At 65.1% G+C, this 25,650-nt stretch carries 29 protein-coding genes; 16 read left to right on the top strand and 13 right to left on the bottom strand.

What is annotated here, in order from left to right; translation table 11 throughout:
* Nucleotides 1–33 precede the first annotated feature (33 nt).
* From acnA to hemP, 11 genes are all read right to left on the bottom strand, one after another.
* Complete coding sequence (gene acnA / locus VB672_RS17155) at nt 34–2,745, bottom strand: aconitate hydratase AcnA (protein WP_329785417.1); 2,712 nt, start codon at nt 2,743–2,745, stop codon at nt 34–36.
* A gap of 217 nt (nt 2,746–2,962) precedes the next feature.
* Nucleotides 2,963–4,240 carry an MGH1-like glycoside hydrolase domain-containing protein gene (locus tag VB672_RS17150; RefSeq protein ID WP_329785416.1) on the bottom strand — a complete coding sequence of 426 codons (1,278 nt, stop codon included), beginning with the start codon at nt 4,238–4,240 and terminating at the stop codon, nt 2,963–2,965.
* A 25-nt stretch (nt 4,241–4,265) separates the two neighbouring features.
* Nucleotides 4,266–5,315 carry an ABC transporter ATP-binding protein gene (locus VB672_RS17145; protein ID WP_329785415.1) on the bottom strand — a complete coding sequence of 350 codons (1,050 nt, stop codon included), beginning with the start codon at nt 5,313–5,315 and terminating at the stop codon, nt 4,266–4,268.
* Nucleotides 5,316–5,327: 12 nt separating this feature from the next.
* Nucleotides 5,328–6,188, bottom strand: a complete 861-nt coding sequence (locus VB672_RS17140) for a carbohydrate ABC transporter permease (RefSeq protein ID WP_329785414.1) — start codon at nt 6,186–6,188, stop codon at nt 5,328–5,330.
* Entirely contained in the window at nt 6,185–7,036 is an 852-nt protein-coding gene (locus VB672_RS17135) for a carbohydrate ABC transporter permease (RefSeq protein WP_329785413.1), read from the bottom strand. Before VB672_RS17135 ends, VB672_RS17140 begins: the two co-directional genes overlap by 4 nt.
* 66 nt (nt 7,037–7,102) lie before the next feature.
* Nucleotides 7,103–8,386, bottom strand: a complete 1,284-nt coding sequence (locus VB672_RS17130; RefSeq protein WP_329785412.1) for an ABC transporter substrate-binding protein — start codon at nt 8,384–8,386, stop codon at nt 7,103–7,105.
* A gap of 67 nt (nt 8,387–8,453) precedes the next feature.
* A complete protein-coding gene (locus tag VB672_RS17125) occupies nt 8,454–9,461 on the bottom strand; it encodes a LacI family DNA-binding transcriptional regulator (RefSeq protein ID WP_329785411.1) in 1,008 nt (335 codons plus the stop codon).
* A 128-nt stretch (nt 9,462–9,589) separates the two neighbouring features.
* The gene (locus VB672_RS17120; protein ID WP_329785410.1) at nt 9,590–10,402 is read right to left on the bottom strand and encodes a heme ABC transporter ATP-binding protein; all 813 of its coding nucleotides are present in this window, start codon (nt 10,400–10,402) and stop codon (nt 9,590–9,592) included.
* Nucleotides 10,399–11,478: a FecCD family ABC transporter permease gene (locus VB672_RS17115; protein ID WP_329785409.1), complete on the bottom strand. Its 1,080-nt coding sequence runs from the start codon at nt 11,476–11,478 to the stop codon at nt 10,399–10,401. Before VB672_RS17115 ends, VB672_RS17120 begins: the two co-directional genes overlap by 4 nt.
* Nucleotides 11,475–12,344, bottom strand: a complete 870-nt coding sequence (locus VB672_RS17110) for a heme/hemin ABC transporter substrate-binding protein (RefSeq protein ID WP_329785408.1) — start codon at nt 12,342–12,344, stop codon at nt 11,475–11,477. Before VB672_RS17110 ends, VB672_RS17115 begins: the two co-directional genes overlap by 4 nt.
* Nucleotides 12,345–12,356: 12 nt before the next feature.
* The gene (gene hemP, locus VB672_RS17105; RefSeq protein ID WP_329785407.1) at nt 12,357–12,527 is read right to left on the bottom strand and encodes a hemin uptake protein HemP; all 171 of its coding nucleotides are present in this window, start codon (nt 12,525–12,527) and stop codon (nt 12,357–12,359) included.
* Between the two features lie 398 nt (nt 12,528–12,925).
* On the opposite strand from hemP, the gene VB672_RS17100 reads away from it, so the two are divergent.
* From VB672_RS17100 to VB672_RS17085, 4 genes are all read left to right on the top strand, one after another.
* Entirely contained in the window at nt 12,926–13,264 is a 339-nt protein-coding gene (locus VB672_RS17100; protein WP_329785406.1) for an antibiotic biosynthesis monooxygenase family protein, read from the top strand.
* 5 nt (nt 13,265–13,269) lie between these two features.
* Complete coding sequence (gene hutX / locus VB672_RS17095) at nt 13,270–13,767, top strand: heme utilization cystosolic carrier protein HutX (RefSeq protein ID WP_329785405.1); 498 nt, start codon at nt 13,270–13,272, stop codon at nt 13,765–13,767.
* Nucleotides 13,768–13,882: 115 nt separating this feature from the next.
* A complete protein-coding gene (locus VB672_RS17090) occupies nt 13,883–14,638 on the top strand; it encodes a HugZ family pyridoxamine 5'-phosphate oxidase (protein ID WP_329785404.1) in 756 nt (251 codons plus the stop codon).
* Between the two features lie 227 nt (nt 14,639–14,865).
* On the top strand, nt 14,866–15,795 hold the full coding sequence (locus tag VB672_RS17085) for a YihY/virulence factor BrkB family protein (RefSeq protein ID WP_329785403.1): 930 nt from the start codon (nt 14,866–14,868) through the stop codon (nt 15,793–15,795).
* Here the strand turns inward: VB672_RS17085 and VB672_RS17080 are convergent.
* On the bottom strand, nt 15,792–15,956 hold the full coding sequence (locus VB672_RS17080) for a hypothetical protein (protein ID WP_329785402.1): 165 nt from the start codon (nt 15,954–15,956) through the stop codon (nt 15,792–15,794). The genes VB672_RS17085 and VB672_RS17080 overlap by 4 nt on opposite strands.
* 232 nt (nt 15,957–16,188) lie before the next feature.
* Here VB672_RS17080 and VB672_RS17075 point away from each other — a divergent pair, with 232 nt between their 5' ends.
* The 3 genes from VB672_RS17075 (at nt 16,189) to VB672_RS17065 (ending at nt 17,727) form a co-directional block, all read left to right on the top strand.
* Complete coding sequence (locus VB672_RS17075; RefSeq protein ID WP_329785401.1) at nt 16,189–16,671, top strand: Hsp20 family protein; 483 nt, start codon at nt 16,189–16,191, stop codon at nt 16,669–16,671.
* 89 nt (nt 16,672–16,760) lie between these two features.
* Entirely contained in the window at nt 16,761–17,276 is a 516-nt protein-coding gene (locus tag VB672_RS17070; protein WP_329785400.1) for an Hsp20/alpha crystallin family protein, read from the top strand.
* Between the two features lie 61 nt (nt 17,277–17,337).
* On the top strand, nt 17,338–17,727 hold the full coding sequence (locus tag VB672_RS17065) for a hypothetical protein (protein ID WP_329785399.1): 390 nt from the start codon (nt 17,338–17,340) through the stop codon (nt 17,725–17,727).
* Here VB672_RS17065 and VB672_RS17060 read toward each other — a convergent pair.
* Nucleotides 17,708–18,259 (bottom strand): sigma-70 family RNA polymerase sigma factor, encoded by a 552-nt coding sequence (locus VB672_RS17060; RefSeq protein ID WP_329785398.1) that lies wholly within the window; start codon nt 18,257–18,259, stop codon nt 17,708–17,710. The two genes, VB672_RS17065 and VB672_RS17060, sit on opposite strands and share 20 nt — an antisense overlap.
* Nucleotides 18,260–18,647: 388 nt before the next feature.
* On the opposite strand from VB672_RS17060, the gene VB672_RS17055 reads away from it, so the two are divergent.
* From VB672_RS17055 to ptsN, 9 genes are all read left to right on the top strand, one after another.
* Complete coding sequence (locus VB672_RS17055; protein ID WP_329785397.1) at nt 18,648–19,052, top strand: response regulator; 405 nt, start codon at nt 18,648–18,650, stop codon at nt 19,050–19,052.
* 105 nt (nt 19,053–19,157) lie between these two features.
* Nucleotides 19,158–19,616: a hypothetical protein gene (locus VB672_RS17050; RefSeq protein WP_329785396.1), complete on the top strand. Its 459-nt coding sequence runs from the start codon at nt 19,158–19,160 to the stop codon at nt 19,614–19,616.
* Between the two features lie 221 nt (nt 19,617–19,837).
* Nucleotides 19,838–20,452, top strand: a complete 615-nt coding sequence (locus VB672_RS17045; RefSeq protein ID WP_329785395.1) for a ribonuclease D — start codon at nt 19,838–19,840, stop codon at nt 20,450–20,452.
* A 117-nt stretch (nt 20,453–20,569) separates the two neighbouring features.
* Nucleotides 20,570–21,322, top strand: coding sequence for an LPS export ABC transporter periplasmic protein LptC (gene lptC / locus VB672_RS17040; protein ID WP_329785394.1), 753 nt, complete (start codon nt 20,570–20,572; stop codon nt 21,320–21,322).
* Entirely contained in the window at nt 21,319–21,954 is a 636-nt protein-coding gene (locus tag VB672_RS17035) for an LptA/OstA family protein (protein WP_329785393.1), read from the top strand. Before lptC ends, VB672_RS17035 begins: the two co-directional genes overlap by 4 nt.
* A 32-nt stretch (nt 21,955–21,986) precedes the next feature.
* The gene (gene lptB / locus VB672_RS17030; protein WP_442932088.1) at nt 21,987–22,850 is read left to right on the top strand and encodes an LPS export ABC transporter ATP-binding protein; all 864 of its coding nucleotides are present in this window, start codon (nt 21,987–21,989) and stop codon (nt 22,848–22,850) included.
* Between the two features lie 88 nt (nt 22,851–22,938).
* Nucleotides 22,939–24,363 carry an RNA polymerase factor sigma-54 gene (rpoN, locus tag VB672_RS17025; RefSeq protein ID WP_329785392.1) on the top strand — a complete coding sequence of 475 codons (1,425 nt, stop codon included), beginning with the start codon at nt 22,939–22,941 and terminating at the stop codon, nt 24,361–24,363.
* 117 nt (nt 24,364–24,480) lie between these two features.
* Nucleotides 24,481–25,056 carry a ribosome hibernation-promoting factor, HPF/YfiA family gene (gene hpf / locus VB672_RS17020; protein WP_329785391.1) on the top strand — a complete coding sequence of 192 codons (576 nt, stop codon included), beginning with the start codon at nt 24,481–24,483 and terminating at the stop codon, nt 25,054–25,056.
* A gap of 84 nt (nt 25,057–25,140) precedes the next feature.
* On the top strand, nt 25,141–25,599 hold the full coding sequence (ptsN, locus tag VB672_RS17015) for a PTS IIA-like nitrogen regulatory protein PtsN (RefSeq protein ID WP_329785390.1): 459 nt from the start codon (nt 25,141–25,143) through the stop codon (nt 25,597–25,599).
* Nucleotides 25,600–25,650: the final 51 nt, after the last annotated feature.

Genomic DNA, 25,650 nt, shown 5'->3' with positions numbered 1-25,650 from the left:
GTGAGATGGTGAACGCTAGGCGGATTCTGCCGCTCAGCGCCTTGCTGTCGGCGAAGCCTCTCGCCGGGTGCTTTCACCGCTGCCGGTGAACTCTGATGCAGGCGTCGCGCGGCTTGTGGCCTCCGCGTTGACGACACGCTGCAGGATGAGGGGAATGATGCCGCCGTTGCGCAGGATCTCGACCTCAAGGCCGGTCTCAATGGCGGCAATGGCCATGAAGGTTTCGCTCGTCCCCGATGCACGGCGGATCGTGACGGGCACGACGCAGCGCGGGCTGATCGTTGCCGCATCTGCGTCGATGACGACTTGGTCCCCGGGATGCAGGTGCAGGCTGTTCGGATGCCGCTCCACAGGCAGGCGCAAAGGCAGGATGCCCATGCCGATCAGGTTCGAGCGGTGGATGCGCTCGAAGCTCGCGGCCAGCACCGCGCGGGCGCCGAGCAACGCCACGCCTTTCGCCGCCCAGTCGCGCGACGACCCCATGCCGTAGCGTTCGCCCGCCACCACGACGACGGAGGCGCCCTCCTCGGCATAGCGCGCGGCGGCCTTGTAAAGGGGCAGGTGTTCGCCCGATCCCACATGGATCGTGAAGCCCGGCGCGATCTGCGAATCGAGCAGGTTGCGCACGGACTTGTTGGTGAACAGGCCCCGCACCATGGCTTCCCAATTGCCGCGGCGGGAGGCGAAGACGTTCAGATCGCGGGGGCTCTCGCCCCGCGCGATGAGATATTCCGCAGCCTCTCCGGTTGCCGGGATCTGCCCGGCCGGGGAAATGTGATCGGTGGTGATGTCGTCGCCGAGCACGAGCAGCGGATGCGCCGCGTAGGTGCCGAGCCGCGTGCCTGTGCCGAAGCCGGCGAAAGGCGGACGGCGGATATAGGTCGAGCTCTCGTTCCAGGGAAACAGCGGAGTGGCCGGCGCATCGAGCCCGCGCCAGGTCTCGCTCGCCTCGGCCTCGTCGTAGGAGGTGTCGTAGTCGCGCGCATCGATGGCCATGGCCAAAGCCGCGTCGATCTCGTCGCCGGTGGGCCAGAGATCCGCGAGCCCGATTGCCTCGCCGGAAGATGAGCGGCCGATGGGATCGCTCAGGATGTTGCGGTTGACGTCGCCCGCCAGCGCGAAGGCGACGACGAGCGGCGGCGAGGCCAGGAAGCCGGCTTCGAGTTGCGGGTGCACGCGGCCCGGGAAATTGCGATTGCCCGACAGCACGGCGACGGGGAGAATGCCGCGCTCCGCCATGGCCTGCTCGATCACGTCGGGAAGCGGACCGGAATTGCCGATGCAGGTGGTGCAGCCATAGCCGACGATGCCGAAGCCAACCGCTTCAAGATCCTCCAGCAGTCCGGCGCGGCGCAGATAGCGCTCGGCCGTGGGCGAGCCCGGTGCCAGCGAGGTCTTCACCCAGGCCGGCGGCATGAGGCCAAAGGCGCGCCCCTTGCGGGCGACGAGACCCGCGGCGACCAGGAGCCGTGGATCGGACGTGTTGGTGCAGCTCGTGATCGCCGCGATCGCAACGGCACCATGGCCGGGCTGTTCGGTCGAAGCGGGCGCGGCGTGTGCTGCCAGCATCGGCGCAAGGGCCTCGACGGTCTTGCCGGCGGGAATGCGGTCCTGCGGTCGGCGCGGGCCGGCGAGGCTGACCTCGACACCATCGAGATCAATTTCGATGGTGTCGGTAAAGCGCGGCGTGGCGTCCGGATCGAACCAGAGCCCCTGGCGCTTTGCGTAGGCTTCAACGAGACGAACATGGTCCGCTGAGCGGCCCGTTTCGCGCAGGTAGCGCAAGGTCTGATCGTCGATGGGAAAGAAGCCGGAATTGGCGCCGAATTCCGGGGTCATGTTGGCAATGACGGCGCGGTCGCCGGCCGACAGCGTCGACACGCCGGGCCCAAAGAACTCGACGAAGCGGTCCGCAAGATCGATGCGGCGCAGGCGCTCGGTGACGGTGAGGGCCAGATCGGTCGCCAGCACGCCCTGGCGCAACCGTCCGGTGAGACGCACGCCGACGATGTCCGGCACGCGGATCATCACCGGCATGCCGAAGAACACGCTCTCGGCTTCCAGCCCGCCGACGCCCCAGCCGAGCACGCCGATGCCGTTGATCATGGGCGTATGGCTGTCGGTGCCGATCAGGGTATCGGGCAGGGCCCACGGCACGCCATCCCGGTCAGCAGTGGTGACGACGCTCGCCAGGCGCTCCAGGTTGAGCGTGTGCATGATGCCGGTGCCCGGCGGGTGAACACGGAAGCCGGTCAGCGTCCGCGTGGCCCATTTCATGAAGCGATAGCGCTCGGCATTGCGCCCGTATTCGCGCTCCATGTTGCGGCGAAGGGCATCGGTCGAGCCGAACACGTCGACGCCCAGCGAATGGTCGGTCGACACATCCACGGGCAGGACCGGATTGAGGCGGCTCGGATCGTGCCCGGCCTCGGCGAGCGCCGCGCGCATGCCGGCAATGTCGACCAGAGCCGGCCCGCAGGTGGTGTCGTGCATCATCACCCGGCCCGGCAGGAACGGGATTTCCGCCTCGCTGCGTCCGGTCTCGAGCCAGTTCAGGATCACAGCCCTGGCGCGGGGCGCGTCCTCGCCCGTATTGCGCAGCACGTTCTCCAGCATGATCCGCAGGATGTGCGGCAGCCGGTCAAGCTGACCTTCAGCCGCCGCCGGCACGTCGGCGATGCGGTGCTTTCGTCCGTGGATGGCAAAGGTCGATTCGAAAGTGCGCAGGTCGAGATCACGGGGCATGACTCATGATTGCATAATGTCACAATCAAATGCAAATAATATCTGCATTTGATTGTGACATTATGCAAAGCACCTGAGCCTGACGCCGACTTTAGGCCGGTCGGAAAACATTAGAGCCGGAAGTGAGGTGCACTTCCGGCTCTAATGCTCAGGCGTCTTCAACTCCCGTGATGAGCCTGCGCAAGCTTCAGCTTGGCCGCCGCTCCGACGGTTGAACTCAGGTTCGCCGGCCGAGCACCATGTAGGCTGCGGCCGTCCAGGAAAAGGTGTCTCCGCCCAAGCCTTCGCCGGTCGTCGGGTCGAAATACTCGCAGAACCCGGCGTTCTCGATGGCGCGGACGGTGCCCTGCTCGATCTGACGGGCGAGATCCTCGGACCCGTTTCGGCGCAGGCCGTCGCAGATGAGCCAGTTGATGACAGCCCAGACCGGACCGCGCCAGTAACGCTTGGGTTCGAAGGCGGGCGAGAAGGCCGGAGTCGAAGGAACGCCCACGACCATGCCGTCGAGCCAGCGCTCGATCTCCGCCGTGACGGCGTTCCGCTGAGCCTCGTCGAGCGTCAGGGCGACGAGCGGAATGAAAGCGGCCTGCGTGGGCGTCTCGATGTCCCGGCCCGAGATCAGGTCGAGGTTGACGAAGCGTGATAGCGCCGGACGCCAGCGGCGGGCGAGGCCCCGGCACAGCCTTGCGTGCATGCGCGCCAGCTCGGCCTTCTCGTCATCGGTCCCAAGGGTCTCCGCGAGTTGCATCAGATCGGCCGTCGCGCGTGCCAGGATGGCGGTCATCTGCACGTCGGCGACTTTGAAAGGAGCGGCCGCCCATTGCCGCTTCGGGTCCCAGCCGCAATCCCGATAGGTGTCCACGAGATGGATGAAGCGCTGGTAGTCCTCGTCGCGCGGACGCATGGAGGCGTCCACGTGGCCCGTATCCTTGCGGCGGATCGTGGTCGTCGTGGTGGTCGGCACGCGAGCCAGGGCTTCGTCCCAGGCCGGCGAATTGTCGCTGCCGCTCTCCCAAGGATGAAGGATCGACACGAGGCCGAGTCCCTCCGGATCGCGCGCGAAGAGCCACCAGCGGTGCGAGCGCAGGGCGGCCTGGAACAGCGTCTTGGTGCGCTCCGTCGCGCCTGTGACGCCGCCTGCAAGGGCGGCCTCATGCACATGGCGCAGGGCCATGCCGAAGACCGCCGGCTGCGTGATGCCGGAGGTCGGAATGCGGTGGCGCGTGCCCCATACGTCCGGACCTGGAAAATAGGTGTCGCTTGGCGCATGGAACACGATGTGCGGGATCATGCCGTCATCCCATTGGCCTTCGGCGAGGCGCTCCAGCTCGCGATAGGCCCGCTCCACGTCGAAGATCGCAAAGCCCATGGCGACGAAGGCGGAATCCCAGTTCCACTGGAACGGATAGAGCCGATCGGTGGGCACCGTGTAGCCGCCGCGATCATTGCGCGCGAGAATGGCGCGCGCCGCCTCTTCCTTCGGAAGCGTGTTCATCTCAAATGTCCTTCAATTCAAATATTCAGGCCCGGGCGATGGCGCGTCCGGTGCCGCTGTCGATCCAGGTCACGCGCGCAGGATCGACGGTGAGGCCCACGCGCGCGCCGGCATTCACCTGTGCCGTCGGCGGTGCGACGATGCGGGCGAGCTGCCCGTCGATCGATCCCGTCAGGAGCAGGTGCGAGCCCATCGGCTCCACCACGCGCACATCGAAGGGAATGCCGGAGCCGGTGGGACTGAGACTCGCATCCTCGCCACGAAGTCCCAGTTCCAGGCTCTGCGCTGTCAACGGGCAGGGCAGGGAGGCATCGCCGATCCGCGCCGTGCCCTGGCTGCACTGAACCTTGATGAAGTTCATGGGCGGCGAACCGATGAAGCCGCCGACGAACCGGGTTGCCGGCGTGGCGTAGATCTCGAGCGGCGAGCCGATCTGGTCGATCTTGCCGCCATACATCACGGCGATGCGGTCGGCGAGGCCCATGGCCTCGGTCTGGTCGTGGGTCACGTAGATCGTCGTCGTTCCGGCTTCGCGCAGAACCGCCTTCAGCTCCGTGCGCATCTCGAGGCGCAGGAGCGCGTCGAGGTTGGAGAGCGGCTCGTCCATGAGCAGCACGGCTGGCTCGACGGCGAGCGCACGGGCCACCGCCACGCGCTGACGTTGGCCGCCAGAGAGCTTCGCCGGGTAACGGTCGAGATAGCTCTCGATATGAAGCAACGCCGCTGCACGCTCGACCTTGCGCTTGACGTCGGCCTGCGTGGCCTTCTGCATTCGCAGGCCGAAGGCTACGTTCTCGAACACGGTCATGTGCGGGAAGACGGCGTAGTTCTGAAACACCATCGCGAGCCCACGCTTGCGCGGCGCGAGGTTGCTCACGTCCTGACCGCCGATGACGACCCGGCCCGCAGTCTGGGTCTCGAGACCGGCGATGATGCGCAACAGCGTGGTCTTGCCGCAGCCCGAGGGGCCGAGGAGCGCCACGAACTCACCGTCGTTGACGGTGAGCGAGACCTCCTGCAGAGCGCGGAAGGAGCCGAATTCCTTGACGACGCGATCGATGACGATGTCAGCCATGAGGGTGATCCGTTACTTGCTGGCGATGCCCCACACCGCGAACAGATATCGTCTCACGGCGAAGATGAAGAGCACGGAAGGGATGATGAGGATGAAGCCGCCGGCGAAGCGGTAATGCAGCGGGCTCTCGGCGAGGATCCGCAGCAGATAGGCGGTGAGCGTCCGCTCGCGCACGGTGAGGATCGAGGCGGCGAACACCTCGTTCCACGAGATCACGAAGGCGAAGATCGCGGTGGCGGCGAGGCCCGGCAGTGCGAGCGGCAGGATCACCTTGATGAAGGCCTGGAAACGCGTGCAGCCGAACACCCACGCGGCCTCCTCGTATTCGCGCGGGATGCCCATGAACAGGCTCTGCGTGACGAGCGCCGCGAAGGGCAGCGCCAGCACCGTGTGGATCAGCGACACGCCGAAGGGCGTGTCGTAGAGGCCGAGGCGGATGAACGAGACGGTGAGCGGCAGCGCCAGGATGGCGAGCGGGAAGGCGCGGGTGAGGAGAACGAGCAGCCGATAGGCGTTCTGCCCGCGGAAGCTGTAGCGCGCCAACGCATAGCCGGCGGGCGCGCCGAGCGCGATGGAGAACACCACCGTCAGGCCGGCGGCGATGAGCGAGTTGACGAGGGCGTTGAACACGCCCTCGATGGCGAGGAACTGGCTCATGGCCGCAAAGGACAGGTCCGTGGGCCAGATCGATTTGGGCCATCGGAACACGCCGAGCCTGCCGCCGAAGGCGCCGAGCGCCACGAGGTAGATCGGCACCAGCACCCAGGCGATGAGCACCGCAAGGCCCGTCCAGAGCAGCAGGCGGCGCGCCGACGGAAGAGCCATGCTGCGGCTCGTCGAGGTTTGTGAGAGTTCGGCAGCGCTGGTTGTCATGGGAGCTGCTCCGGGCGCGTTCTCAGCACGCGCAGGTAGACGGCGGTCGCGGCGAGCGAGATCGCCATGATGAGCACCGCATAGGCTGCGGCGACTCCGTAATTCTGGTTGTCGTTCTGCCAGACATAGGCCTCGCCGGCGAGAACCGGGAAGTTGCGCCCGCCGAGCGCATAGACGACGGCGAAGACCTCGAAGGCGAGCACAGTGCGCAGAATGAGGGCCGACTGCAGGCTGGGCTTGAGAAGCGGCAGGGTGATCCGGGTGAAGCGCGTCCAGGGCTTCGCGCCGAAGATCTCGGCCGCTTCCGCGAACTCCTTCGGGATCAGCTGCAGGCCGGCGATCAGGATCACCAGCACGATCGCCGTGGCGCGCCAGAGTTCGGCCAGCACGATGGCGAAGAACAGGGCGACGGGCGTCTCCTGCGAGAGCCATCCGGTCGGCCCCTGGATGAGGCCGAGCGCATAGAGGGCCGAGTTCAGATAGCCGGTGTTCTGGAGCAGGGCGAGCCAGGCGAGGCCTGCCGCGAGATCCGAGATACCTAGGGGAATGGTGAGCACCCACAGGACCAGGTCGCGGCCCTTGTCGAGCTTCGTCACCATAGTGGCCATGCCGAGCGCCAGCACGACCTGGAGCGGCACGACCACGAGGGTGAGCAGGAACGTGTTCTTGACGGCGAGCGCGAAGTTCAGGTCGCCGGCCATGCGCTGGTAGTTCTCCAGCGACAGGCCTTCGCCCGCGGAAAACGACAGCCAGATCGTCTGCACGAGCGGCACCAGAAACAGCGCGGCGAGAAAGACGACCGAGGGCGCGATCAGCGCATAGGGGATCCAGGATGTGCGCGCAGGCATGAAGCCGCTCCACTCGCAAAGGGAGGAGCCCGGCAGAGCCTTCTCCGCCGGGCTTGATATGTCAGGTTACTGAACCGCGCAGGCGCCCTGGCTCGGCTTGTCCGGAGCCCAGCAGGGTGCGCCGGTGTCCTTCATAAGCGCGTCGAGCGCCTTCGCCTGGGCTTCGAGCACGTCCTTGACCGGCTCGTTGCGCAGCACGATGCGCTGGAACGAATCCATGTAAACCTTGTTGAACTCGCCGCCCTTGGCGCCAAGGCCGACCGGCAGGAGCGAGACGAGCGCATCCTTGGCGTTCTGGGTCGCCGCGACCGCGCCGGCGAGCGCCTTGATGCCCGGCGCGAGATCCGCCGGCAGCTCGGCCTTCACCACTGGGAAGAAGCCGACTTCGGCGGCCGTCGCCAGCTGCGTCTGAGGCTTGGTCAGGTGCTCGATCACCGCCACGGCGCCGGCACGGTTCGGGGCGTCCTTCGGGATGGCGAGACCGGCGATCACCGGCATGTAGCCGCGTCCCTTCGGGCCGGCCGGCGCCGGGAAGGCGACGAACTGGTCGGGCTGCAGGGTGAGCGCTTCCTTCACGCGGGCGATGTGATCCCACGCGATCCACACCTCGCCCGAGAGCAGCGGCTCCTGCATGAAGTTGTAGTTGGTGGAGTTGGGGTTCGACACGGCCCACAACTCTTTCAGGGCGTTCCATCCGGCTTGCGCATCCGCCGACTTGAAGGTGGTGACCACGCCGCCCGTAAAGGACGGATAGAAATAGCCCTGGAAGAAGCGCGGCAGGAGGCCGGTCGGACCGGCCGGGAAGCCGAGACGGCGCTGCCCGGTCTTGTCGACGATGTTCTTGCCCCATTGCTGCAGCTGCGCATAGGTCAGGCTGTTCACGTCAGCGCCGGCCGGCAGGTACTGCAGGGCCTGCTTGTTGGCGACCATCACGTAGGTGGCCTGCATCCACGGGATGTATTGCTGCTGGCCCGTGCCGAGCTTGCCGAGATCCATCAGGCTCGCCGGAATGCCGCGATCGGTGAGCTTCGCGGCGACATCGTCGACGGGCTGGAGATCGGCCGGCACATGTGGCTGCAACTCGCCGTGCAGCGCGCCGACCACGCTCGCCGTGCGCTTGCCGGCCTGTGTCTCCGCCTTCATGCGCACCGCGAACGCGGGCGGCTCATCCACCACATAGGTGGTCTTGCCGGACAAGCCCTTCAGCAGAACCTCGCGGACTTTCGTCGCTTCCTCGATGGGACGAAGCTGGGTCGAGTAAAAGATCGTTTCCTGCGCCTGAGCGACGGTCAGCCCTCCGAACAGGGCGGCCGCGGCGGCAATGGCGCGAAGCGATACCGGATGCGTCATGTCCTTCCTCCATCGGTCCCTTCTTGGTGCCGCTCGACCCGGGGCCGGAAGGTCGAGGGCATCAGACTCAGTTCGCCGGTCCGTGGGTGGCCCTCGGAACCTGCCGAACCGGCAGAATGGTCTGCAGCTCGCGGGCCTCGCGCCCACCGAGCCGCGCGATCAGCATCTCGGCCAGTTGCCGGCCCACATCGGGCGCGGCGATCTCCATGCTCGAGAGCGGCGGATCCGTGAATGCGGCCGAGGGCAGATTGTCGTGCCCGATCACGGCAATCTCGCGCCCGGCGGTGAAGCCGCGCTCCTTGAGGGCGCTTAGGGCGCCGATCGCCATGCTGTCGGTGGCGCAGAGAAGGGCCGTGGGCGGCGCGCTCTGCTGCAGCAGCCACTGCGCGGCCTCGTAGCCGCCGGCTTCCGTCGGCGGGGCGGTGTATTCGAGCCGGTCTGAGGAGCCGACCTCGTCGAGAGCCGCCAGCCAACCCTTGCGGCGCAGATGGGCGAAGGTCAGATCCTGCGGGGCCGCGATATGGGCGATCCGCCGATGGCCGGCGGCCGCAAGCTGGCGGGCGGCGTCCTGGAAACCGGCTTCGCCGTCGCCGTCGATGAAGGCATGCTCGTCGCAGCGGGCCGTGCGGCCATGAGTGACGAAGGGGATGCCGCGCTCTTTCAGAAAGGCCACCCGTTCGTCCTCGAGCCTCGTGCGCACCACGATCACCGCATCGGCGCGCCTCCCGTCCAGAAGCCGCCGGTAGGTGTCCATCTCGCCCGAGCGCCCGGCCGTCGGCAGCAGCATCAGGTCGAGACCTTCCTCGGCGAGCCGCTGGCCGCAGGCTGACAGCATGTTGAGAAAAATGGGAGGTCCGAACCGGCCTGGCTCCGTCGGCAGGGTCACGGCCACCGCTTCGGCCTTGCGCCGCCGCAGGCTGCGGGCGGCCGGGTTCGGCCGGTAGTTCATGGCCCGGGCAGCCGCTTGGACGCGCTCGCGGGTGGCCGGCGCCACGTCGGAATAGCCGTCGAGCGCTCGCGATACCGTCGTGATCGACAGGCCGAGCGATTGCGCGAGAAGCTTCAGGTTCGACACAGGGGCTCTGCTCTCCTTGTGCCTTTAAGTAGATCTCCAAAACGTTTTGGGAAGTCAACGAGCGGTGACTAGATCATTGGTATAATGTTCGGATCAGCCACGTTCGCAGAACGGGTCGCTCTCGGAGCTTATCCTGCCCCAGCGGCACGTGAACGATCCGGCGCAAGCATCCAAGGGCTCGGCGGAAGAGCAGGGGGAATCAGGTCCACGCCGAAGACCCCGGCGAGCAGGGCGGGGGTCAGCACCGCCTCCGGGCGTCCCCGTGCAACGACCAAGCCTCCCTGCATGAGGACGAGATCGTCGGCCATGCCGGCAGCCAGCTGCAGGTCGTGCAGCACGGCCACGACCGCGAGCCCATCCCGTGCAAGGCTCTTCGCCGTCTCCAGCAGGGCGAGCTGATGCTTGAGGTCGAGGCTGGCGATAGGTTCGTCGAGAAACAGCACTTGGCGGGTTTCGACCGTCCGGCCCGCTTGTAGCTGCGCCAGCACGCGGGCGAAGTGAACCCGCTGCCGCTCACCGCCCGAGAGGGTCTGGTAGTTGCGGCGCGCAAGATGCGCCACATCGGCAAGGGCAAGGGCGTCGAGGGCGATGCGCTGCCGGTCGCTGCGCGACAAGCCGCGGCCGATCCCCTCGGCGCCGAGGCTGGCGACCTCGAAGACCGTGAAGGGAAAGCTGAGATCGGAGGCCTGCGGCATCACGGCCCGGCTGTGCGCGAGGCGCCAGGGCGGAATCGAGCGCAGAAGCTCGCCGTGAAGGCGAACTTCGCCCGCCGCCGGAGTGAGCTCGCCGGACAGGAGGCGCAGGAGCGTCGACTTGCCGGCGCCGTTGGGACCGATGACGATGGTAAAGGAGCCGCCGGCGATGGACAGATCGACGGCATCGACCAGCAGGCGTCCGCCGCCACGATAGGAGATGCCCTTCGCGTCGAGAAGCGCACTCACAGGGCGAGGCCTCCTTGGCGCCGGAGCAGGAGCCAGAGGAAGAACGGCGCGCCGATGGCGGCCGTGAGAATGCCGATTGGCAGTTCCGCCGGTGCTGCGATCGTGCGCGCCACGGTGTCGGCAGAAACGAGCAACGCAGCGCCGAGCAGAGCGGATGCCGGCAGCAGAACCTTGTGGTTGGCGCCAGCTATAAGGCGCAGCACATGCGGCACCACGATCCCGACAAATCCGATCATGCCGGCCGCGGCGACAGATGCGCCGACAGCCACCGCCACGAGCAGGATCGCGGCGGCCTTCACCCGCTGCACAGGGATGCCGAGATGAAAGGCTTCCGCCTCGCCGAGGGACAGAGCGTTCAGTCCACGCGCAAGAAAGGGCATCGTCAGGAGCGTGGGCAGGACGAACGGGGTGATGGCGACCACCTTCGTCCAGGTCGCGCCACTCAACGAGCCGAGCGTCCAGAACGTCAGGTCGCGCAGTTGTCGATCATCGCTGAGATACGAGAACAGGCCCATACCCGCGCCCGCAAGGGCATCGAAGGCCACGCCTGCCAGCAGCATGGTGGCAATCGATGTGCGTCCGCCGCGGGTGGCGATGAGATACAGGCCGAACATGGTGATCAGGCCGCCGGCAAAGGCGCCGACAGGCAGAGCACTGAAAGGCATCGCGCCGATAGAGGGCGCGAGCAGCCTGTCGCCGAGAACGATCGTTGCGGCTGCCGCGAGAGCGGCACCGGCCGAGACACCGATGAGACCGGGATCCGCCAGCGGGTTGCGAAACAATCCCTGCATCAATGCGCCTGACGAAGCGAGCGCCGCGCCGATCAGGAGCCCGAGCAGCAGGCGGGGCAGGCGGACCTGCAGGATGATGAGCGCGTCGCCTCCGGTCGTGACGTGGCCGGTCAACGCGTCTGCAATGACGGCGAAGACGCGTGACGCCGGCACGCCCGTCGCACCGAGGCCCAAGCCGAGAATGCTCACCAGAACGAGCAGCACCGCGAGCGCCGCGAACAGAATCATTCTGCGATCGGTGATGGCTGAACGACGGTCGTCCTGCTCCAGGGCCAGCACCGTCATGGTTTGGCTGCGATGACCTGATCGGGATGGAGCGCCGCCATCAGGTCGCGCGCCGCAGCAGGCGTGCGCGGACCGAAGCCCAGCAGATAGAGCGAATCCATGACGATGAGGCGACGCTGTGCAGCGGCCGGCGTCGCCGCGAAGGCAGGATAGGTGAAGGGATCCGATGCCGCACCGCCAGGGCCGTGGTTCATCATCACGATGGCTTCCGGCGCCGCCGCGATCAAGCCCTCGTCCGACAGGGGCTTCCAGCCGGTGAGGGACGACGCAACATTGGTCGCGCCGGCAAGCGCGAACATGGCATCGGCGGTCGTTCCCTGCCCACCGACCAGCGGCCGCCCGTTCTGCAGCGAGAGCACGAAGAGCGCCTTGGCCGGACGGGTCACCCGCGCCTTCGCCTCGGCCAATCGCGCGAAGCCCCTCTCGATCTCGGCCAAGAGAGCGGCTCCCTTCTCGGCTGCATTCACGGCCTTGGCGACGACCTCGACCCGCTTCGCGATGCCGGCCGGGCTCGGCTCGTCCGTGACGCGGACGATCGGAACACCGGCCTGCTCGATCAGGCGCAGGGCATCGGGCGGGCCCGCACCCTCCGAGGCGATGACAAGCGTCGGATTGAGGGACAGGATGCCCTCGGCTCCGAGCTGGCGGACATAGCCGACATTCTTCTTCGTCTTCAGCGCCTCCTCGGGATAGAGGCTCGTCGAATCCACCCCGACGATCTCATCGGCGCGGCCGAGACGATAGAGGATCTCGGTCGCCGCCCCGCCGACGCTGACGATGCGGGGCGCGGTCTCGGCGCGAAGCCGGGATGCCGTCAGAAGAATGGGCGGTGCCAGGAGCAGCGTGCGGCGTGACAGGAAGGGCATGAATGCGGCTCTCTATTTGGTGAGGATCAGCTTGCCGTTGGCCGTGATCCGCAGGCGGTAGCGCTCGCCCCGGTGAACCAGGATCACTTCACGCCCGCTCCCGACGAGGCTCGCGACGTCGATCTCCTTCGCGAGCGGCGGCCGGATGTTTTTGGCGTCCGGGGATGAAGACGGCTCGTGCACGGATGTCTCCAGTTTTTACTTCTTCTAAATTGCCGAATATTCGTCCGCGCTCAGTATTCGTAGTTTAGAATTATGTAAAACTACGCATATCAGAGTTCATGTTGACGCAGTTACTTGATTTGGCTATCGGATGTAAACCCTCCGATACGCAAAGAGGGTGAGATAGCCAGCCAGCGCAACCGCGATTTCTGCGCAAGCCAGCCAGTCCTCAAGAATTCCCATCTCAAGGACCGGGATTGTCGGGATGTCGACCTGCCCGCGCGAAGGGTCTCGCGCATCCGCCTTGTCCATCACCCTTCAGGTGGTTGCGCAGCCGGAACATGGCCGCTTCGGCGCTGGCCCGGACGGATCATGACATTCGCGCGCCTGATCCCGATCCGATACGGAGACTGTTTTCAATGTTCATCGCCATGAACCGCTTCAAAGTCCTGAAGGACACAACGCAAGAATTCGAGCAGCGCTGGCTGACCCGGGAGAGCTATCTGCACGAGCTCGACGGCTTCGTCGAATTCCACATGCTGCGCGGGCCTGAGCGCGAGGACCATGTGCTGTATTCCTCGTACACGCTTTGGATCTCGAAGGCGCATTTCGAAGCGTGGACGCGCTCCGAGCAGTTCCGCATCTCCCACATCCGCGCCAGCAGCGGCTCGGACAGGCCGATGACCCTCGCCCACCCCGAATTCGAGGGCTTCGAGATCATCCAGACCATCGGACGCATGCCCACGGCGGCGGAGTGAGCACGATGGCATCGGTGGAAGACCTGATCCGGCAGGATCTCGCGGCAAAACCGGACGGGATTCTCGAGACGGTCGCGGAAGAGCGCGGCGTTCCCATGCAGACTGTGTTGGATTGTCTAGATCCCAGGAATGCGCAGCGCGTTATGGGCACGCACTTCGAAGAGATCTGGCAGGACCTGACCGGCTGGGGCGAGATCACCTTCGTGGTCCATACCCGCGACGGCGTCTTTGAGTGCAAGGGCAGCATCCCGCCCGGCACGCTGGGCCGCGGCTATTTCAACATTCACGGCGACAGCCCCATCGGCGGCCATCTCAGGATGGATCGCTGCCGGTTCGTCTATTTCATCGACCGGCCGTTCTTCGGCAAGCGCTCCTGCTCGGTGCAGTTCGTCAACGAGGAGGGTGGCGTGATGTTCAAGATCTTCGTCGGCCGCAACGAGGACCGCAGCCTGAAAGAGGACCAGCTCGTCCGGTTCGAGGCGCTTCGCGAACGCTATCTCTAACGCATCGATTGCCATGCCCGCTCAGGAGCTGGACACCTGATCCAAATGCAGTGTTCACTTTTGGTTCCGATGCTCTAGGGTATCTAATCTTGATAGCGAAAGCGGAGGATGCGAGATGGCCAAAGATCCGACTTTGCCCGTCGACGACGAAGCGCGCGCCCTGGCGAAGAAGCTGATGCGCACCGCCCGCTCCGGTGCGCTCGCCACAAACGATGCGGAGAACGGCATGCCGTTTGCAAGCCTCGTCCAGGTGGGAACCGATCTCGACGGCTCTCCCGTCATCCTCACCTCGCAGCTGTCCGTGCACACGAGGCTGATGGAAGCCGATCCGCGCTGCTCCTTGCTCCTGTCCACCATCGGCAAGGGCGATCCCCTGGCGCACCCACGCCTGACCCTGCAGGCGACGGCGGAACGGCTCGACCGGGAGACGGACGAGGCGCAAAGCATCCGTCGCCGTTACCTGCTGCAGCATCCCAAAGCCGAGCTCTATGTGGACTTCCCGGATTTCAGCTTTTGGCGCCTCAGAATTGCATCCGGCAGCCTCAACGGGGGCTTCGGCCGGGCCTATCGCATGATGGCGGAGGATCTCCTCACCGACATGTCCGATTTCTTCGATTTCTACGACTTTGAGGCCGAAGCCGTCGAGCACATGAATGCGGAGCACGCCGACGCGGTCGCACTTTATGCCGCCCAGCTCTGCGGGGCTCGCGAGGGCGCCTGGCACCTGATCGGGATCGACCCCGAAGGCATCCAGATGGCCCTCGGCGACGAGATCCTGCGCCTGTCCTTCCCGAGAACCCTGACCGGACCGCACGAGGTCCGCCCCATGCTCATCCGCCTGGCAAACGAGGCCCGAAGCCGCATCTCCTAGAGCATCGGACCCAAAAGTGGATTTGCACTTTTAGGATTGATCCGGTGCTCCCTCCTATAAGCAGCGCATCGTTCATCGCGGAAAACCGGGTCCACTTTTCCGCACGATGCGCTAGAGCCGATCGATAAGCGCCTGGGTGGGACACCATGGGTCTTGCCATGCATCGCTCCTGACCGCATCAAGAGACCGGATCGCGCAATCTCGTACGCACGGTCTGCCGATCCACCATGCCCAAGCTGATGATGCGACCAGCCCTCCTCCCGGCCCGCGCCCGATCCGTCTTCGCCGCCATGGCCGACGCGGGATCAAGTTTTGCGCGCAACGACGGCCTGGCCATGGCGAGCCATGTGGCCCTCTCGCTGGTCGTCGCCCTGTTTCCGTTCCTGATCTGTGTCGCGGCTCTCGCGGCCTTCCTCGGGGCCGGACGCATCTCGACGCATATCGTCCACCTGCTCTTCGATTTCTGGCCCGAAGGGGTCGCCGGTCCCCTGGCCAGGGAGGCCGACAAGGTGTTGATCCCACGACGGAACGTGCTGACGGTCAGTATCGTCCTGACGCTTCTCGTCGCCACCAACGGCGTCGAGAGCCTTCGGGTCGCCCTGCGCAGGGCCTATGGGGTCGAGCGGTTCCGGCCGTGGTGGCAGGCGCGGCTCATCGGCATCGGCTTCATCCTGCTCGGCGCAGGGGCGCTCGTCGCCTCCTCGGTGCTGGTCGTCCTGTGGCCGTCGATCTGGCGCTGGGCCGTATCCTACATGCCGGATCTCAAAGGCCTTGGCCCGACCTATAACGTGGTGCGCTACGGGCTGGCCTCCATCGTCCTGGTGGCTGGCCTTGCCGCCACCCATCTGTGGCTGCCCGACACCCGCCCGCGCTCCCGGGACGTGGTGCCTGGCATCGCCGCGACCCTGGTCCTGTGGCTTGCGGGCGCAAGTCTCTACGGCGAGCTTCTCGCCACCATGACCCATTTGGAATCGACCTATGCGGGTCTGGCGGGCATCCTGACGGCTTTGATCTTCCTGCAGATCTCCGCGGCGATCTTCATCTTCGGGGCCGAGCTCAACGCCGCCCTGCGCCGGCGGGGGCAGGCCGATGGTCCGGTGAATGAATCCTGTCCCGCCTCGGCAGACGGCGAGCTGGCTTCTGTGCCCCAGATCTAGGAACTCACGCCCTCGTCCCGCTTACGCTCGCAATCGCGCTTCGGGGTCTGCTGCGGCGCCTGCTGTTGCTGGGCGATGACCGTATCGCTCAGCGGGATACCAATCGCATGGGACGGAACGGCGAAGGCTGTCATGACGGCAAGGGAGAGGATGCGCAGCATGGTCTGTCTTTCCTTGGTCGAAGCGCCACGATGCTAAGGGGAAGCAGGCCGGATGGCCAGCCTGTTTCAGGTGCATCTCATTTGAGGCCAAAGAGGTGTCGGACCCCTCTTGAAATCCGGAAAAAGCGTTCCTAACATCAATATTGCCGAGGCCTTTCAAAGGCTTGGCATTGCGGGCGCCGGCGGGTGTCCGGCGCTCTCACGTCCATGTTGCTCAATGGAGGATATGGTGATGAGATCAGCTTTCGACTTCTCCCCCCTGTACCGCTCGACGGTCGGCTTCGACCGCCTGTTCGACATGCTCGATCAATCCGCCCAGGTCGAGCCCATGACCAACTGGCCGCCCTACAACATCGAGAAGGTGGGCGAAGACCAGTATGTCATCACGATGGCCATCGCGGGCTTCTCTCCCGATGAGATCGAGCTCACCCAGAAGGAAAGCCAGCTTCTCGTAACCGGCCAGAAGAAGGGCTCGGAAGAGGGCAAGCAATATCTGCATCGCGGCATCGCCACGCGGGCCTTCAAGCAGACCTTCAACCTCGCCGACCATGTGAAGGTCACGGGTGCGGGCCTCGAGAATGGCCTGCTGACGGTCGAGCTCAAGCGCGAAGTGCCCGAAGCCCTCAAACCGCGCCGGATCGAGATCAATGCTGGCACCGGGGCGACGAATTTGGGCCGGCAGCCGCAGCAGATCGAGCACGGCAAGGCCGCCTGAGACGGCGGCGCGAAACCCTTGCGCCATAGGCAGCGTCGATGGAGAACCGGCGCTGCCCCTGAACGCCCGAGTGAAAGGAGGATGACACCATGAACATGCGCGATCTCATTCCGTGGGGTCGCAATCAGCAGACGACCCCGAGCCGCTATCGCGAAGAGGGCGATCCCTTCATGACCCTGCATCGCGAGATGAACCGGCTCTTCGACGACGTCTTCCGCGGCTTCGACATGGCTCCGTTTGGCCCTGTCGGCCGGATGGCCCGTTGGCCGCACGTGGAAGTCGTCGAAAGCGACAAGGATGTTCGCATCTCGGCAGAGCTGCCCGGCCTTGAGGACAAGGATGTGGAAGTCCTCATGGGCGACGGCGTCCTCACCATTCGCGGTGAGAAGAAATCCGAGATCGAGGACAAGGAGCGTGCCTTCAGCGAGCGCCTCTACGGCAGCTTCGAGCGCCGCATCCCGCTCGCCTGGGAGGTCGAGGACGACAAGATCGACGCCAGCTTCAAGAACGGCGTTCTCACCGTGACCCTGCCGAAATCGGCGGAGAGCAGCCCGCAAGTGAAACGCATCGCGATCAACCGCGCGAGCGAGGATACCAAGCACTGATCAGGCATCAGGGCACCCGGATGCCGGGTGCCCACAGCCGCTCATCGTAGGAAGGGATCGAATGAAGCAACAGACCGCAATCGACAGCCGCACCGGAACTTGCCAGACGCCGACAGCCATGCCCGTCATGGCCCCGCCGCCGGGCATAGCGCTCTCCTATACGGAGGCCTTGGTCGATCCTGGGGGCGTGTTCCGGAATCCTGCCGATGTCGTCGAGCATCCCTGGTTCACACGCGAGGAGAAGCGGACGGTTCTGTTGTCATGGGCGCGAGACGAGCTCGTCCTCGAACACATGGCGAACCGGAGCCTGCCCGAGCTGAAGCCGAGATCGCGGATCGATGCGGTAATCGAGGCTCTCGCGCAATTCGACCTGAACGCGGCAGCCGAGTATCGCGCCGCGGTCAGCGCAATCGGAGCGCATGAGTTACGTCCTAAGGCGAGGCGTGCATGAACAGGGCGGCCTTGACCAGACTGTCGGGGCCGAGATCGTCCTCGGCATCGAAGTTCAGCATCTCCGCCAGTCGATTGCGGGCGCGATTGATCCGGCTCTTGATGGTCCCGATGTTGGTGCCGCAGATCCGGGCCGCATCCTCATAGGACAAGCCTTCCGCGCCAACGAGCAGGAGCGCCTCGCGCTGGTCGACGGGGAGCTTGCTCAAGGCCTTGAGCATATCGGTGAAATCGAGCCGGGCTCCCTGTTCGGGCATGACCGCGACCTTCTCGGCCCACGACCCTTCCGGATCCTCGACCTCGCGCTTGCGCCGGCGGGTTTGGGTGAGAAAATCGTTGCGCAGAATCGTGAACAGCCAAGCCTGCATGCTGGTGCCGGGCTGGAATTTGTCGAAATTGCTCAGGCCCTTGAGCAGGGTGCTCTGCACGAGATCGTCTGCCCGGTCGACGCTGCCGGAGAGGGAGATGGCGAAAGCCCGCAGATGAGGAACGGCATTGAGCATCTGCTGCTTGAGGGAGTTTTCGACTGACACTCTTCCAACTCCTCGGGTTCGGACCCGTAAGCAAACCCTCCCTGGCAGCCTGCCGCATTAACCTATGCGAAGCGTGTCGCAATTCTGTGACTGCGGCCTTCGAGCTTGGCCGTAAAGTCTGACCGGGAGCAAGAGAGCATCGTCCGACCCGTCGGTCCTCACGAAAATGTGCGCATAAGGTGCCGTTCGGGACTGTCGCCGGAACAAGCTTGTCTTTAGGTCAAGGCTTCTGCAGCCAAGATTCACATGCATCAATGAAGCAGACCGTCGATCAGCTTAAGAGATCGTCGGGATACGGGATGCGTATTCGGCCCGCCATCGTCTCGCTTCGCCGCTTGCGCATTCATCGGGGCCTGCTCTCGTCCCATCGAACAGGACAATGGACGCCATGATTCAAACTCGCTGCATGATCGTGGAAGATCAGGCGCTGATCGGCATGTCGTTGGAGGCCTTCCTCGAGGATGCGGGATTCGAGGTGGCCGGCGTTTTCATGAGCAACGTCCAGGCCCTGAAATGGCTCGAGAGCGACGCGCCGGACATCGCCATCCTGGATGTCATGATCAAGGACGGCACCTCGCTGGAGATCGCTCGGGTCCTGAAGAACCGGGGCGTGCCCTTCGCGATCTATTCCGGCCTGCCTCCGAAGGCCGATTACCCAGCGGAATTGCAGGACGTGCCCTGGCTCGAAAAGCCCGTCAGCCGGGAAACTCTCCTGGGGGTCCTCGGTCGGCTGACCGACCCCGGACACGATGGGATCATCATGCCTTCGAGCCTGCCCTCAACACCCGAATAGAAGCGGATTCCAGTTTCTCTTACCCGCGGGCCGTCAAAGACAAAAGCGGAACATCAAGGCTTGGCATTTCGTTATCATGCAAAGTTCCGATTGTCGGAGGACGCCATGGGCGTGTTCAAGACTTTGATGGCTGCCGGATTTGCCCTTGCCGGCGCCATCACGCTTCAAACGGCTCCGGCCGAAGCTCAGCGGGGCTGGGGTCGTTATCAGGGCGATTACTATGCGCCGCATGGCTTGCGCCAACGCTATTACGCGCCGCGCTATTACGGCGGTGCTCGCTACTATGGGCGCCGTGGCTACTACGGCTACGGACCCCGTCGGTATTACGGTTACGGCTACCCTTATGGCTATTACCGGCGTCCCAACTATGGTGGCGCCGTTGCGGCCGGTGTGATCGGCGGCCTCGCTCTCGGGGCCATCGCGAGCGCGGCGGCCAACCCCTATTACGGGCCGGGCTATTACAGGCCGGCCTACTACGCTCCTCCGCGCTGCGTCTTCGAGCGTCGCCGGGTCGTCAACCCCTATGGCCGGGTGGTCGTGCGCCGGATCCGGACCTGCTATTGAGCCCCTCAACGATCGATCCAGACAGGAGCCCCGCCCACCGCGGGGCTTTTGTCATCCGGTGAAGCCGCTGCCGAGACAGGCTAGCGCATCGTGCGGCCTTTCGGGTCTGTGCTCAACGATGCGTTCTTCAAAGAATGAAGCATCGGCATTGATCCCAAAAGTGCATTCCACTTTTGAGTCCGATGCTCTAGAGCCTTAGCCAGCGCATTTTTGGATCTGCCATGACAGTACGCTTCCATCGCGGCGATCTGCCCGCCAGCTACAAGCCCGGTCCGGCGATCGCCATCGATACCGAGACGCTCGGTCTCAATCCGCATCGCGACCGGCTGTGCGTGGTGCAGATCTCGACCGGGGACGGCACGGCGGATGTGGTGCAGATCCTCAAGGACGGGCCCTTGCCGGAGAATCTGATCCGCGTGCTCTCCGATGAGAGCGTGCTCAAGATCTTCCACTATGCCCGCTTCGATCTTGCCGTCATCTTCCACACCTTCGGCGTCATGCCGCGCCCGATCTACTGCACCAAGGTCGCCTCGCGCCTGGTGCGGACCTATACCGACCGCCATGGCCTTAAGGAATTGGTGCGCGAGCAGCTCGGGGTGGAACTGTCGAAGCAGCAGCAATCCTCCGACTGGGGTGCGGAGACTCTGACCACGGCCCAGCTCGACTATGCCGCCTCCGACGTGCTGCATCTGCATGCCCTCAAGGACAAGCTCGACCGCCTGCTGGAGCGGGAGAACCGGCTCGGCATCGCCCACCAATGCTTCAGCTTCCTGCCGACCCGGGCTCAGCTCGACCTTCTCGGCTGGCCGGACACGGATATTTTCGCCCATTCTTGACGCACACTTAAACTTTCCCCCATAAAACCCATATCCGTCATAACATCGCCATGTCCCTCCGGCATGGCGCCGTGCCGATGGCCAAACGGCAATGGGCCGACGGAAGGGGTTGATACAGTGGCGGGACTTCAGGGCACCACGATTCGGGACGGCCCGGCCTTGAGGCCGGCTGTGCGCTCGCGCGCCTTCAACAAGGCCCGCCGCCATTCCCGCTGGGTCCGGTTCGCCAAGATTGCCATCCCTGTCGGCTCCCTGCTGGGCATGGCAGGCGTCGGCCTCGTGGCCTATTACAACCCCTTTCAGCAGATCGAGAACCTGAGCTTCGGCTCCATCGGGGTGAGCGGGACCAACGTCACCATGGAGAGCCCGAAGCTGAGCGGGTTCAAGAACGACAACCGTCCCTATGAGGTGACGGCCAGCGCCGCTACCCAGGATGTGCGCAAGCCAGACCTCGTCCAGCTCAAGGATCTCAAGGCGCGTATCGTGACCGACGAACGCGGCAGCGTCGCCAGGCTCCAGGCCGATTCCGGCACCCTCGACACCAAGAAGGAGCAGATGCGGCTGCGTGACAACATCGTGGTCACCACGGATTCCGGGCACGAGGTCAAGCTCCGGACCGCCTTCGTGCGGTTCAAGGCCGGCTCGGTGGTCTCCAACGATCCGGTCTCCGTATCCTTCGGGAGCGGCACCATCGACGCGGAGGGGCTCGACGTCTCCGACAACGGCAAGGTCATGAGCTTCAAGGGCCGCGTTCGCACCGTCATCCAGCCCTCCTCAGGGTCGACCCCATCCACCCCGGAAGCTGCCGGCACGGGCTCCACGGCTCCTTTGCGGGCTCCTGCACCCCAACAGACAAGTATCCGTCCATGATGAGTTTCTCACGCGCCGCCCTGGCCATCGTGCTTCTCGCACCGGCTCCGATCGATGCGGCCTTTGCCCAGGCCAGCAAGGAGCGCGCCGTCGGCTTCGGCAATTTCGGCTCCAGCAAGGAACCGATCAAGATCGACGCCAATAAGCTCGACGTCTTCGACAAGGAGGGTCGGGCGGTCTTTTCCGGCGATGTGGTCGCGGTTCAGGGCGAGAGCACCATGAAGTGCACCACCATGACCGTGTTCTACGAGCAGCGGGACCAGAACGGCGGGCAGGCGGCAGCGCCGCCGCAGACCGCCGACGACAGCGCCATCAAGCAGATTGACTGCAAGGGCCCGGTCACGATCGTGTCACGCACCCAGGTCGCCACCGGCGACAACGCCACCTTCAACCGGGGCACCAACAAGATCATGCTGACCGGCAACGCGACCCTGAGCGACGGGCCGAACGTCACCAAGGGCGAGCGCGTGCTCTATGACATCAATACCGGTGTGGCGAACATCGAGGGTGGCCGCGTGAGGGCGCTCTTCGTTCCTGGGCAAGGCGGGCCTGCGCCGACCGGCGCCGGCGGCGGAGCGGCTGCTCCGGGCGCGGCCAAGCCGAAGCCTCAGCAGAGGCCGGCCACGAACTGAGGCGGGAGATTCTTCTCCCGCTTTCCCTTTTCATGATCGACGATGAGCCTGTGAAACCGCTTTTCAACCGTTCTCAAACCGGTCCCTCCGATGTGAGCCTCCTGGAACCCCATGCGATGGGATCGAGCCCCCATGTCATTCACCGTTCCGAGAGAGAGGCCGTGTTCGGCGGCCCCGGGATCCTGGCCGTCAAGGGGTTGCAGAAGAGCTACCGCGGCCGCACCGTGGTGCAGGATGCGGGCCTGAACGTCCGCGCGGGCGAGGCCGTCGGCCTGCTCGGTCCCAACGGCGCGGGCAAGACCACCATCTTCTACATGATCACTGGTCTCGTGAGCGCCGATCGCGGCGTCATCAGCCTGGACGGGCACGACGTGACGCGGCTGCCCATGTATCGCCGCGCCCGTCTCGGCATCGGCTATCTCCCGCAGGAGGCCTCGATTTTCCGCGGCCTCAACGTGGAGGACAACATCCGCGCCGTGCTCGAGATCGTCGAGCCGAGCCGCAAGGAGCGCGAGCGCAAGCTCGATGCGCTCCTCGACGAGTTCAACATCACGCGCCTGCGCAAGTCGCCGTCCATCGCGCTCTCGGGCGGCGAGCGGCGGCGCTGCGAGATCGCCCGCGCGCTGGCGGGCGAGCCGACCTTCATGCTCCTCGACGAGCCCTTCGCGGGCATCGATCCTATCGCCGTGGGCGACATCCAGAACCTCGTGCGGCACCTGACCCGGCGCGGGATCGGCGTGCTCATCACCGACCACAACGTCCGCGAGACCCTCGGCCTCATCGACCGTGCCTATATCATCCATTCCGGTCGCGTTCTGACCGAGGGCACGCCCGACGCCATCGTGTCGAACGAGGAAGTGCGCCGGCTGTATCTCGGCGAGGATTTCCGTCTCTAAATTCATTCACCTTTGACCAGAGGGGAACGCAGGCGTTAAAAATGGCAGGCATGCAAGAAGCATGCCTGCGGTCTCTCCGAGGGCGTTCATGAATGCGATGCAGCGGCTGGAGCTGCGCCAGGGCCAATCCCTGACGATGACTCCCCAGCTCGTTCAATCCATCAAGCTGCTGCAACTCTCCCATGCGGAGCTTGCCGCCTATGTGGAGGCGGAGCTCGAGCGCAATCCCCTGCTGCAGGAGGGCGAGGCTCCTGCCGACGCGCCCGTGCCGAGCCTTGCCGATTTCCTGCGCGCGAAGCAGAAGGCCGAAGCGGCTGGACCGCGGATAGTCCCCGGCCCGCCGCCGACACGCGGGGAGGCGGTGCCGGCCTCGTCCGGGCAGGCGACAAGCGCAGGCCACGGCGAGCTCAAGCCCGAAATGGGGGACCTGCTCGCCCAGGCGACGAGCCTGACCGAGCATCTGCAGGCGCAGCTCGATCTCGCCACCTCCGATCCGAAGCTTCGCGTGATCGGCGAGCATCTGATTCACAATCTCGACGAGGCCGGCTATGTCACCGAGGATCTGGCCGAGTTGGCGGCCCGGCTTCGGGTCGCGCCCGAGGAAGCCGAGGCGGCCTTGGAGTTGATCCAGAGCTTCGAGCCCTCAGGCGTCGGCGCCCGCGACCTCGCCGAATGCCTCGGCATTCAGCTGCGGGAGCGTGACCGGCTCGACCCGGCCATGCAGACCCTGCTCGCCCATCTCCATCTTGTCGCCCGCCGGGATTTCGCGGCCTTGAGAAAGGTCTGCGGGGTCGACGAGGAGGATCTCGCCGACATGCTGGCCGAGATCCGCCGCCTGGAGCCCAAGCCAGGACTTGCCTTCACGCCTGCCCCCATCGATGTGCTCGTGCCCGACGTACTGGTGCGGACCGCCCCGGACGGCAGCTTTCACGTCGAACTCAACCCGGACACTCTGCCCCGCATCCTGCTCAACCGGACCTATTATGCGGAAGTCGCCAAGGTGGTGCGCAAGGACGAGGACAGGAACTTCCTCTCCGACTGCCTGCAGACCGCAAGTTGGTTGACCCGCAGCCTGGACCAGCGCGCCAAGACGATCCTGAAAGTGGCTGCCGAGATCGTCCGTCAGCAGGAGGAGTTCTTCCGACAGGGCGTCGCCGCCTTGCGCCCCATGACGCTCAAGAGCGTTGCCGAAGCGATCGGCATGCACGAATCCACCATCTCACGGGTCGTTGCGAACAAAGCGGTCGGCACTGAGCGCGGCACCCATCCCATGAAGTTCTTCTTCAGCGCCGCCACCGGGGAGGGCGAGCATTCGGCCAAGGCCGTCCGGCACCGAATCAGGCAGCTGATCGCGGCCGAGAGCCCTGCCGATGTGCTCTCGGATGAGGCAATTGCCCAGAAATTGAAAGCCGACGGGATTCAGGTCGCCCGGCGCACGGTCGCAAAGTATCGGGAGGCTCTGCGAATTCCCTCTTCGGCGGATCGGCGCCGACGGCACAGGCCAAAGGCCTGATCTGTCGGAGCCGTGCCATTTCAAGACTTGCATTGGCCCCCATTCGGATCATCATCGCCTTCAAGCGTCACCTTGAAGGATCGCGGCGAAGAAACGGCGCAAGAGGAGGAGGTCACGATGACATTGAGGGTGTCGGGGAAGAATCTCGATATCGGCGAAGCCCTTCGATCCCAGGTCCAGAATCGGATGGCCGGTGCGCTGTCGAAATACTTTGACGGCGGCTATTCGGGTCATGTGACCGTCACCCGCGACGGTGCCGGCTATCGGACGGATTGCGTGCTTCACCTGACTTCGGGCATGACCCTGGAAGCCTCGGGGGCCGCTCAGGATGCCTATGCCAGCTTCGATCAGACGGCGGGACGGATCGAGAATCGCCTGCGCCGCTACAAGCAGCGGCTGAAGGACCGTTCCGGCTCCGGCAACGGCCGCGCAGCCGGCCTCGAGATGGTCTACTCCGTCCTGGAGGCTCCCAGCGACGAGGCGGTCGAGGAAGAGGCCTATCATCCGATGGTGATTGCCGAGACCACCAAGCCCCTCCACAAGCTCTCCGTCAGCGACGCTGTGATGCAGCTCGATCTCACCGGAGCGCCCGCTCTCGTGTTCATCCATGCTAGCACCGGCCGCGTGAACGTCGTATACCGCCGCGGCGACGGAGCGATCGGTTGGGTCGATCCGCCGCTCGCACAGCCTTGACGGGGAGTTACCTCTTCTTGGCCCGGTTCTTGCGTGGAACGGTGAGAGGCCTTCCAGGCTTCACATCATAATGCAGCGTGATCGATGCCTTTGCTGGATTTTCTAGACCCTCGGGCCGTTCTGCCCGCCCTGCGCGTCAGCGGCAAGAAGCAGGCCCTTCAGGAACTGGCCTTCCAGGCGGCCCGCCTCACGGGTCTCCCCGACAGCGCCATCTACGAGGCCCTCCTGCAGCGCGAGCGCCTTGGCTCGACCGGGATCGGCGAGGGCATCGCCATTCCCCATGGCAAGCTGCCGAGCCTGACCCGCATCTTCGGCCTCATCGCCCGGCTCGACAAACCGGTCGATTTCGAGGCCCTCGACGGCCAGCCGGTGGATGTGCTCTTCCTGCTTCTCGCACCCGAGGGAGCCGGGGCCGATCACCTGAAGGCCCTGGCCCGTGTGGCCCGGGTGCTGCGCGAGCCCGGGTTGATCGAGCGGGTTCGTGCCACGCGGGACGCCACGGCGCTGTATGCCATCATGACCGAACTGCCTAAGGCCGCCTGACGCCCTCCAGAACGGACTTCTGACCTAACGTAAAGCTCTCTTTAACACGTC

Source organism: Microvirga sp. CF3016 (assembly GCF_036314085.1).
Lineage (GTDB): Bacteria > Pseudomonadota > Alphaproteobacteria > Rhizobiales > Beijerinckiaceae > Microvirga.
The sequence above is the reverse complement of the archived record's forward strand: the minus strand, read 5'-3'. Positions and strand labels throughout refer to the sequence as shown.

What these genes read in the sequence shown, in the direction of transcription:
- VB672_RS17065 (WP_329785399.1), top strand. Translation starts at nt 17,338, where the DNA reads ATGAAGCAACAGACCGCAATCGACAGCCGCACCGGAACTTGCCAGACG.
- VB672_RS17080 (WP_329785402.1), bottom strand. Translation starts at nt 15,956, where the DNA reads ATGCTGCGCATCCTCTCCCTTGCCGTCATGACAGCCTTCGCCGTTCCG.
- ptsN (WP_329785390.1), top strand. Translation starts at nt 25,141, where the DNA reads ATGCCTTTGCTGGATTTTCTAGACCCTCGGGCCGTTCTGCCCGCCCTG.
- VB672_RS17090 (WP_329785404.1), top strand. Translation starts at nt 13,883, where the DNA reads ATGGCCAAAGATCCGACTTTGCCCGTCGACGACGAAGCGCGCGCCCTG.
- VB672_RS17130 (WP_329785412.1), bottom strand. Translation starts at nt 8,386, where the DNA reads ATGACGCATCCGGTATCGCTTCGCGCCATTGCCGCCGCGGCCGCCCTG.
- VB672_RS17045 (WP_329785395.1), top strand. Translation starts at nt 19,838, where the DNA reads ATGACAGTACGCTTCCATCGCGGCGATCTGCCCGCCAGCTACAAGCCC.
- VB672_RS17070 (WP_329785400.1), top strand. Translation starts at nt 16,761, where the DNA reads ATGAACATGCGCGATCTCATTCCGTGGGGTCGCAATCAGCAGACGACC.
- VB672_RS17075 (WP_329785401.1), top strand. Translation starts at nt 16,189, where the DNA reads ATGAGATCAGCTTTCGACTTCTCCCCCCTGTACCGCTCGACGGTCGGC.
- VB672_RS17055 (WP_329785397.1), top strand. Translation starts at nt 18,648, where the DNA reads ATGATTCAAACTCGCTGCATGATCGTGGAAGATCAGGCGCTGATCGGC.
- VB672_RS17150 (WP_329785416.1), bottom strand. Translation starts at nt 4,240, where the DNA reads ATGAACACGCTTCCGAAGGAAGAGGCGGCGCGCGCCATTCTCGCGCGC.
- VB672_RS17140 (WP_329785414.1), bottom strand. Translation starts at nt 6,188, where the DNA reads ATGACAACCAGCGCTGCCGAACTCTCACAAACCTCGACGAGCCGCAGC.
- VB672_RS17145 (WP_329785415.1), bottom strand. Translation starts at nt 5,315, where the DNA reads ATGGCTGACATCGTCATCGATCGCGTCGTCAAGGAATTCGGCTCCTTC.
- VB672_RS17135 (WP_329785413.1), bottom strand. Translation starts at nt 7,036, where the DNA reads ATGCCTGCGCGCACATCCTGGATCCCCTATGCGCTGATCGCGCCCTCG.
- VB672_RS17110 (WP_329785408.1), bottom strand. Translation starts at nt 12,344, where the DNA reads ATGCCCTTCCTGTCACGCCGCACGCTGCTCCTGGCACCGCCCATTCTT.
- lptB (WP_442932088.1), top strand. Translation starts at nt 21,987, where the DNA reads ATGATCGACGATGAGCCTGTGAAACCGCTTTTCAACCGTTCTCAAACC.
- VB672_RS17115 (WP_329785409.1), bottom strand. Translation starts at nt 11,478, where the DNA reads ATGACGGTGCTGGCCCTGGAGCAGGACGACCGTCGTTCAGCCATCACC.
- hpf (WP_329785391.1), top strand. Translation starts at nt 24,481, where the DNA reads ATGACATTGAGGGTGTCGGGGAAGAATCTCGATATCGGCGAAGCCCTT.
- rpoN (WP_329785392.1), top strand. Translation starts at nt 22,939, where the DNA reads ATGAATGCGATGCAGCGGCTGGAGCTGCGCCAGGGCCAATCCCTGACG.
- VB672_RS17100 (WP_329785406.1), top strand. Translation starts at nt 12,926, where the DNA reads ATGTTCATCGCCATGAACCGCTTCAAAGTCCTGAAGGACACAACGCAA.
- VB672_RS17035 (WP_329785393.1), top strand. Translation starts at nt 21,319, where the DNA reads ATGATGAGTTTCTCACGCGCCGCCCTGGCCATCGTGCTTCTCGCACCG.
- VB672_RS17085 (WP_329785403.1), top strand. Translation starts at nt 14,866, where the DNA reads ATGCCCAAGCTGATGATGCGACCAGCCCTCCTCCCGGCCCGCGCCCGA.
- hutX (WP_329785405.1), top strand. Translation starts at nt 13,270, where the DNA reads ATGGCATCGGTGGAAGACCTGATCCGGCAGGATCTCGCGGCAAAACCG.
- acnA (WP_329785417.1), bottom strand. Translation starts at nt 2,745, where the DNA reads ATGCCCCGTGATCTCGACCTGCGCACTTTCGAATCGACCTTTGCCATC.
- VB672_RS17050 (WP_329785396.1), top strand. Translation starts at nt 19,158, where the DNA reads ATGGGCGTGTTCAAGACTTTGATGGCTGCCGGATTTGCCCTTGCCGGC.